Origin of the sequence: uncultured Porphyromonas sp., from assembly GCF_934359325.1 — a bacterium.
Lineage (GTDB): Bacteria > Bacteroidota > Bacteroidia > Bacteroidales > Porphyromonadaceae > Porphyromonas_A.
On the sequence record NZ_CAKRLH010000076.1, the window covers coordinates 1 to 7,826 of the forward strand.

Annotated in this window: 4 protein-coding genes; 2 read left to right on the plus strand and 2 right to left on the minus strand. The window is 55.9% G+C overall.

All coding sequences use genetic code 11. The features are described from left to right. A partial coding sequence (gene secD / locus Q0F21_RS04195; protein WP_297237693.1) for a protein translocase subunit SecD occupies positions 1 to 2,343 on the plus strand: 2,343 nt, incomplete at its 5' end. A gap of 674 nt (positions 2,344 to 3,017) precedes the next feature. Further along, on the plus strand, positions 3,018 to 3,596 hold the full coding sequence (locus Q0F21_RS04200; protein WP_297237694.1) for a hypothetical protein: 579 nt from the start codon (positions 3,018 to 3,020) through the stop codon (positions 3,594 to 3,596). A gap of 78 nt (positions 3,597 to 3,674) precedes the next feature. Here Q0F21_RS04200 and Q0F21_RS04205 read toward each other — a convergent pair whose 3' ends face one another. Both Q0F21_RS04205 and ppdK read right to left on the minus strand, forming a co-directional pair. After that, on the minus strand, positions 3,675 to 4,379 hold the full coding sequence (locus Q0F21_RS04205) for a hypothetical protein (RefSeq protein ID WP_297237696.1): 705 nt from the start codon (positions 4,377 to 4,379) through the stop codon (positions 3,675 to 3,677). A gap of 112 nt (positions 4,380 to 4,491) precedes the next feature. Beyond that, positions 4,492 to 7,251, minus strand: coding sequence for a pyruvate, phosphate dikinase (gene ppdK / locus Q0F21_RS04210; protein ID WP_288965790.1), 2,760 nt, complete (start codon positions 7,249 to 7,251; stop codon positions 4,492 to 4,494). Positions 7,252 to 7,826 lie beyond the last annotated feature (575 nt).

Sequence of the window (7,826 nt, forward strand, 5' to 3'; positions counted from 1 at the left end):
AATCTTGAGTTCTGGGAGTGCTACCTGGGCTCAGAGGTAGGCGACTATCTTGTCTCCGCTGATCAGGTGCTGGCTCGCCTCCACTCCACCTCCGACCGCACTGCCTCGACTGAGGTGAGCGAGCCTGCTGAGGAGACCTCCGAGGAGGTTACCGAGGCTGTTGAGGCCGCCGCTGACAGTGCCAAGAGTGATGCCGAAGCTCTGGCTCAGAAGATAGCTGCCGGTGCTGATACGACCGCTGTGGCTGAGACTGCCGAGACGCAGACGGCGTCCAAGGATAATCCTCTGCTCTCTCGTCTGCAACTCTCCCGTGGTAGCTCTGCTGCCGTGGTCGCTGTTGCTCGTAAGGCTGACCGCGCCGCCATTGACTCGATGCTGAGCCTGCCTCAGGTGAGAGATGTGCTGCCGCGTGACCTTGTCCTCCGCTGGGGCTCCAAGGAGCTGAGCGAGGGGAGCAATGTCTTCGAGCTGTATGCTCTCAAGGGTTCTCGCCGTGGCAATGAGCCGGCTCTCGCCGGTGACGTGGTCACCAGTGCCAAGAGTGAGATCAATCAGCAGCAGGGACGTCAGGATCCCGGTGTCTCCATGACTATGAATCCTGAGGGTACCAAGGAGTGGGCTCGCCTGACGAAGGAGAATGTTGGCCGACCCATTGCTATTGTCCTCGATGACGTGGTCTACTCTGCACCTAATGTACTCAATGAGATCCCCAATGGTACCTCTCAGATCACCGGTCACTTCACCGTCGATGAAGCAACCGACCTTGCCAACACCCTTAAGTCGGGTAAGATGGCTGCCTCCGTGCGTATCGTACAGGAGGACGTCGTGGGTCCGTCTCTTGGCGCTGCAGCCATTAAGGCGGGTGTGATCTCTTTCCTCATCGCTCTCGTCCTGCTGATGATTTACATGTGCCTCATCTATGGTCTCTTCCCCGGTATGGTGGTCGACCTGGCACTGCTGGTCAATCTCTTCCTCACCCTCGGTATCCTCGCTTCGATCCATGCAGTCCTGACCCTGCCCGGTATCGCCGGTATGGTGCTGACGCTGGGTATGGCGGTGGATGCCAACGTGCTCGTCTTTGAGCGTATCAAGGAGGAGCTGAAGAAGGGTAAGACGATGCTGAAGTCGATCCAGGAGGGGTACGGTAATGCCTTCTCTGCGATCATCGACTCCAACGTCACCACGATCATGACCGGTCTGATCCTTTATTTCTTTGGTTCAGGTGCGATCCGAGGCTTTGCCACCACCCTGATCATCGGTCTGCTGATCTCCCTCCTCACCGCAGTCTTCATGACCCGTGTGATCTTTGAGACCCGTGCGGAGAAGGGTAAGATGAATAATGTGACTTTTGACACTCCGATCTCTCGCCACTTCCTCGAGAATACTCATGTCGACTTCATCGGACTTCGTAAGATCGGACTCACCGTTGCCGTTGCCATTCTCGCCATCGGTGGCGTGATGATGGCTACGATCGGCATCCCGAGAGGTATTGACTTCACCGGTGGCCGTAACTATGTGGTCAAGTTTGATCACAACGTGACGCCTGCCGAGATTTCTTCTCTCGTCAGCCCGGCACTCGACGGCCATGTCAGTGTGATCCGCATCACCTCAGAGGATCAGGTGCGTATCTCGACCAACTACAAGGTGGGGACCAATACCCCCGAGGTGGACAAGGAGATCGAGACTAAGCTCTATGAGAGCCTGCAGTCCCAGCTGCCTCAGGGTACGACTCAGGATCAGTTTGTCGAGCAAAATATCCAGAGCTCGCAGAAGGTGGGTGCCAGTGTCGCTGATGACATCAAGACTGGTGCCACGATCGCCGTGATCCTCTCCCTGATCGTGATGGGTATCTATATCCTGATCCGCTTCAAGGACTACGCCTTCTCCGTAGGTGCCTTCGCTTCGGTGACCTTCAATACCTGCGTGATCATCGCATTCTACGCAATCCTCTGGAAGATCATGCCCTTCACGATGGAGATCGATATGAACTTTATCGCCGCCGTGCTGGCGATCATCGGTTACTCGATCAATGATACCATCGTCGTCTTCGACCGTATCCGTGAGGAGCTGAAGTACCACCCCGATATGGAGCGCAAGGAGCTCTTCAATCGCTCCCTCAATATCACCCTTACCCGTACCATCAATACCAGTACGAGTACCTTGCTGGTGGTGCTGATCATCTTCTTCTTCGGAGGTGCCAGCATGAGGAGCTTTACCTTCGCCATCATCCTCGGTATCATCTTCGGTACGCTGAGTACCCTCTTCGTAGCGTCGCCGATCGCCTGGATGATTAACAACCGCAACCATAAGAAGGCTCAGCAGAAGCTTACTGCTCGTCGGTAATCCCCTGCACTGAGATTTATCAGAGTCCGACCTGCCGATCTATTCGGCGGGTCGGGCTCTTTTCTATATAAGGTGTCCCCAATAGAGCTGCAAAGATACCACCTCCACGTGAGCCATTGTCTCATACAGTCTGCTTGGGCAGGGATGACGCATTTGAGCATTAAGGCAAAGAAGTGATAATCCCTGTCGCTGTGCAATCCTGTCGACGATCCCAGCCATGCTGCTACCGCTTGCCGATCCCACAGGGGCGAAGCCCCGGAGGGATCATCGCTTTTAGACCAGGTGTCGAGGCACGTAGTGCCGAAGACCCGGGAAACGACGACGCCTTCAAGGTATACGACCCCGGCAGGGTGTCGCACATACCAGTCAGTCAATCAGTGCGACACCCTAGCGGGGTCGCGGGATCGCTAGCAACGCCTGCCCCCCGGGTCGTCGGGGCTACGCCCCTTGACCCGGGTCTAAAAAGCGGGCACCCCTGTCGGGGTGCATCGTTCACCACTCTTCACAATGAGTGGAGTGGCTCCTGTAATGCTCAAATGCGTCACCCCTGTCTGCTTGGGTCTCCTCACTGCAATTATCCTCTTCAATTGTTGGGTCGGGGCTCTGATGTTTTATGGGTAATTTCTATACCTTTGCATACACAGAAGACAATAACAAATAGATGTAATAGTCCTATGAACGTAAAAAAGTGGATGCTCGCAGCAGCTGCCCTGCTGCTCTCTGCCTCGTTTGCCTCAGGTGCCAAGGCGCAGCAGGTGCTCACGGAGGGCCCTCTCAATGAGGTGAAGATCAATCTCCCGATGGCTCTCGCCGGCAATATCGAGCTCTCCTACGACCGGATCCTGCTGGAGGACCTGTCGCTCGGTGTCGCTGCCAGTGCCGCCTGGGAGGACTCCTATCCCTACAAGCTTGCGGTTATGCCCTATACCCGGTGGTTCTTCTGGAAGCACCGCGGGCAGGACGAGTTCCCCGGTGCCGGCTTTTTCATCGAGGTAAATGCCGGTTTCTTTGATTGCAAGTACACCAAGATAAATACCATCTCCAATGGCATGAACGGCGGCCTCAAGATAGATAGTGAGGATGCCAACGGCTTTGGTGCCGGACTCGGTCTCGCTATAGGCTGGAAATGGATTTCCAAGAGTGGTTTTGTCGGTGAGATCTACACCGGTGCCGGACGCAACTTCGTCTCTGAGACCAATGGCGACGTGCCGGCCTACATCCGTAGTGGCATCAGCCTGGGCTATCGCTTCTGATCCTTACTGATCCAACTATAAAGAGTGGGCAACTTCCCCTATGAACGGGAGGCTGCCCACTCTTTCTATTCCTATTAGTCAGGGGCGCTTGAAGTCTGTCAGCTCCTTTACGCTCAGCTCTTTGCCCTTCCTCTTCTCCTCCCTATAGAGACCTCTCCCCGGGATGATCCACTGAGTGATCTCCTCTCGCTCTACCTCCTCCTCTCGCTTACCCATCACCTTGACATCGGTCTTGGATACCATGGTGTAGGAGCGCACGATCGTCGAGACCTCGCCGAGAGGCGTCTTCCGGGTCTCTCTCCGGAGGATCTTGTCCCCCTCCATGGTTATGGTGAGGTGGAGATTGAGTAGCCCGAGTAGCTTGACCTTCGCCTTCACATCCAGTGTCTGATCGGGAAAGGTCTGTCCGGGGGTCCCCTGCAAGGGAAGCATCCTGAAACGGTCTCCACTGAGGCAATTGATCTCGACCTTGGCAAGCTTAGCCGCCTTGCCAGTCATCTTCTGACGGACAAGAGTCCTCAGCTCATCCATGGAGTAGTAGACACCGTCGGGCAGCACTATCTCAGATATAGGGATCTCGTCCGAGCCGCCCGGTACGCTGCTCCAGACGTTGTTGCCCTTGACACGGTGGAGTGTTAGCTGCTCTGTTGAGCTTTTCCCGTCCTTCCAGGTTGTCGTATAGGTTGCCTGGGTGCCTATAGGATCAGAAGGGATAAAGATCTGTGCGGATGCCGAGAGTGCTGTAAGCAACAGTGGCAGTAGAGTGATGATCAGTTTTCTCATATCAGTTTGTTGCTTCGTGACTTGATGTTCCAAATGTAGCAAAAAAAGAGAGGAGCTGCCCCACATAATCGGGACAGCTCCTCTTTATCTTATCTCACAGTGAGACTAAGTGTCACTCCTGCATCGCAGCCTCAGCATCCTTACGGTGCTCGATGGCAGCCTGTGCCGCTGCCACACGGGCGATCGGGATACGATAGGGCGAGCAGCTGACGTAATTCAGCCCGACGGAGTCGCAGAACTTCACACTCGACGGTTCACCTCCGTGCTCACCGCAGATACCGCATACCAGCTCGGGACGGGCCTTGCGACCACGCTCGGCAGCGATACGGATCAGCTGACCCACACCGTCCTGGTCGAGTACCTGGAAGGGATCCACATTAAGGATCTTCTTCTCGAGGTAGACGGGGAGGAAGGATGCGATGTCGTCACGAGAGTAGCCAAAGGTCATCTGCGTGAGGTCGTTGGTACCGAAGGAGAAGAACTCTGCCGAGGCGGCAATCTTGTCTGCCGTCAGGGCTGCACGGGGCACCTCGATCATCGTACCGATCTTGAAGTCGATTCGAGTACCCTCCTCCTCGAAGAGTGCCTCAGCTGTCTCGGTGATGATGCGCTTCTGCTCATTGAACTCCTGTACGATACCTGCCAGCGGCACCATGATCTCGGGGATGGGGTTGTGTCCCTCCTTCTTCAGCTCGATGGCAGCACCGAGGATCGCTCTCGTCTGCATGATCGTGATCTCCGGATAGGTATTGCCGAGACGGCAACCACGGTGACCCAGCATAGGATTGTGCTCAGCCAGCTGCTGTACGCGGTCACGGATGTACTTCACCGTCACGCCCATATCCTGAGCCATCTCCTCCTGACCCTTGGCGTCGTGGGGGACAAACTCATGCAGTGGCGGATCCAGCAGGCGGACGATCACCGGATGACCATCCATGGCGAGGAAGATCGACTTGAAGTCCTCCCTCTGGATCGGGAGCAGCACCTCGAGTGCCTTGTACCGATCCTCGGCAGTCTCGGAGAGGATCATGTGGCGGATCGCCTTGATCTTCTTTCCGTCGAAGAACATATGCTCCGTACGGCAGAGACCGATACCTACGGCACCAAACTTCCGTGCCACATTGGCATCGCGACCGGTATCGGCATTGGCACGCACGACCATGCGGCTGTGCTTGGAGCAGAGATCCATCAGCATCTGGAAGTCCTCGTCCAGCTCAGGAGCCTCAGTCTTGAGCTCACCCTCGTAGATACGACCGGTGGAGCCATTGATGGAGATGTGATCTCCCTCGTGGAAGACCTTATCCCCTACGGTGATGGTGCGGGCCTTGTAGTCGATATTGAGCGCTCCTGCACCGGTGATACAGCACTTACCCATACCACGTGCTACCACGGCAGCGTGACTGGTCATACCACCGCGCGCGGTGAGGACACCATCTGCCACCTGCATACCGGCAAGATCCTCGGGTGAGGTCTCGTCGCGGACCAGGATCACACGGTGACCCTCCTTGTGGTGGAGCTCCTGAGCATCGTCAGCAAAGAAGCAGATGATACCTGTAGCGGCACCGGGGGAGGCGGGCAGACCGCGAGCGATGAGTGTGGCACTCTTCTCCATCTTCTTGTCGAAGACCGGGTGGAGCAGCTCGTCCAGCTTATTGGGCTCGATGTGCTCGATGGCAGCCTCCTCGTCGATCATGCCGTCACGGAGCAGGTCCATGGCGATCTTGACCATCGCCCGACCGGTACGCTTTCCGTTACGGGTCTGGAGGAACCAGAGCTTACCCTCCTGGACGGTAAACTCCATATCCTGCATATCGTGGTAGTGCTGCTCCAGCTTGTGCTGGATCTCGAAGAGCTCCTTGTAGATCTCCGGCATCGCCTCCTCGAGAGAGGGGTGCTCGGACTTGCGCTCCTCCTCGCTGATCCCCTTGTACTCGGCGAACTGCCGCGAGCCCTTGAGGGTGATCTGGCTCGGGGTGCGGATGCCGGCAACGACGTCCTCGCCCTGTGCGTTGATCAGGTACTCGCCGTTGAAGACATTCTCACCCGTGGCGGCATCGCGTGAGAAGCAGACGCCGGTGGCACTGGTGTCGCCCATGTTACCGTAGACCATCGCCATGACGGTCACAGCCGTTCCCCACTCCTCGGGGATGCCCTCCATGCGACGGTAGAGCACGGCGCGCTCATTCATCCATGAGCTAAAGACGGCAAAGATGGCACCCCACAGCTGCTCGTGGACATCCTGCGGGAAGGGCTTGCCGGTCTTCTCCAGCACGGCAGCCTTGAAGCGCTTCACCAGCTCCTTCAGGTCCTCCACCTCCAGCTCCGTATCCTGGGTGACGCCCTTAGCCTTCTTCACCGCACGGATCTCCAGCTCGAAGGGGTCGATGTCGTCCTTATTCTCGGGCTTCAGTCCCAGTACCACATCGCCGTACATCTGTACGAAGCGGCGGTAAGAGTCCCATGCGAAGCGAGGGTTATTGGTCAGCTTGGCAAGTCCCTCGACAGCCTCATCATTGAGACCAAGATTGAGGATGGTGTCCATCATACCCGGCATGGAGGCGGGAGCGCCGGAGCGGACCGAGACGAGGAGCGGATTAGCCGGGTCGCCAAAGGTACGTCCCACGAGTGCCTCGATCTTACCGATATTTGCCTTTACGTCCTCGGCGAGAGACTTGCGGATATTCTCTGCGCCCTCGGTCTGATAGGCTCTGCAGACCTCTGTCGTGATTGTAAATCCGGGAGGCACCGGTACGCCTACGAGGTTCATCTCGGCGAGGTTGGCTCCCTTACCGCCGAGGAGCATGCGCATATCTGCGCGACCCTCGGCCTTGCCGTTGCCAAAGGAGTAAATCTTCTTACTGCTTTCGCTCATACTATTTGTTTCTTTTGATTTATATTGGATTGCAATCCTAATACTATTGATAAGCTTTCTAAGTAGCACTCTTGTGCCTACACCACAAAGGTACAGACGATTGACCTATATTGCACGGAAAAGCCCGATTAGGGTAAAAAATATCTAATTGGTGATGTTTGTGGTTTTTCTGACCGATTGCACCGGAGAGATGATTTACCCCTTTTTGCAAAGGGCTTGCGGGAGGATTATGGTAAGTGAATCGCCGTCGGACGGGAGGTATTTCTTTTACCGGTAATAGAGTTCACTAAACCCGGTAATAGAGTTGACTAATACCGGTATTAGTCTGCGGTGATGTCACCACGACTTTTTGCCTGCCTGTTTTTCCGTTGTCCCCGTCGGTTTCGGCAGGAAAGAGCTAAGTTTGCCGACATATCATCAACATTAGCATTCACGAAAATGAAATCACCCGCAGAGATCGTCGCATCGACCTACGCGACGGCAGAGGCAAAAACCTCCCTCTCTCTTATTAATATGGTGCTCCTCGGCTTCCTCGCCGGTGTCTATATCGCCATGGGAGGGACTCTGGCGACCCT

What these genes read in the sequence shown, in the direction of transcription:
- Q0F21_RS04200 (WP_297237694.1), top strand. Translation starts at nt 3,018, where the DNA reads ATGAACGTAAAAAAGTGGATGCTCGCAGCAGCTGCCCTGCTGCTCTCT.
- Q0F21_RS04205 (WP_297237696.1), bottom strand. Translation starts at nt 4,379, where the DNA reads ATGAGAAAACTGATCATCACTCTACTGCCACTGTTGCTTACAGCACTC.
- ppdK (WP_288965790.1), bottom strand. Translation starts at nt 7,251, where the DNA reads ATGAGCGAAAGCAGTAAGAAGATTTACTCCTTTGGCAACGGCAAGGCC.